The organism is Photorhabdus noenieputensis (assembly GCF_018448935.1).
Classification (GTDB): domain Bacteria; phylum Pseudomonadota; class Gammaproteobacteria; order Enterobacterales; family Enterobacteriaceae; genus Photorhabdus; species Photorhabdus noenieputensis.
In genome coordinates, this window is record NZ_RCWC01000190.1 from 1 (window position 1) to 443 (window position 443).

Here is a 443-nt window from a genome sequence, read left to right on the forward strand (position 1 = left end):
GCTTAGTCGCTTAACCTCACAACCCGAAAGAGTCTCGGATTGTTCAGCCTGAGAGATAACTCAATAACACCTCGGTGATATTATTGAGCATTTCAATTTTTCAGCTTGTTCCAGATTGTTAAAGAGCTTGTATCGCTAAACCGATTATCATCAATCCGCTTAAAGATACTTTGATGACAACGCCTTTCACCCGTTATCCTGCAAGTGGCGTCCCCTAGGGGATTCGAACCCCTGTTACCGCCGTGAAAGGGCGGTGTCCTAGGCCTCTAGACGAAGGGGACCCGTTGGTCAGCTTCGCAGACTCCCTTGCTCTCGACTTTCATCAGACAATCTGTGTGAGCACTGCACTCAACCTATCTCAGGTAAGGAGGTGATCCAACCGCAGGTTCCCCTACGGTTACCTTGTTACGACTTCACCCCAGTCATGAGCCACAAAGTGGTCA

General features: G+C 49.0%; 1 tRNA gene and 1 rRNA gene. Both read right to left on the reverse strand.

What is annotated here, in order from left to right:
• Positions 1-205: 205 nt before the first annotated feature.
• A tRNA-Glu gene (locus EAE91_RS23795) sits at positions 206-281 on the reverse strand.
• Between the two features lie 82 nt (positions 282-363).
• Positions 364-443: ribosomal RNA gene (locus EAE91_RS23800) — 16S ribosomal RNA — on the reverse strand; the annotation flags it as partial.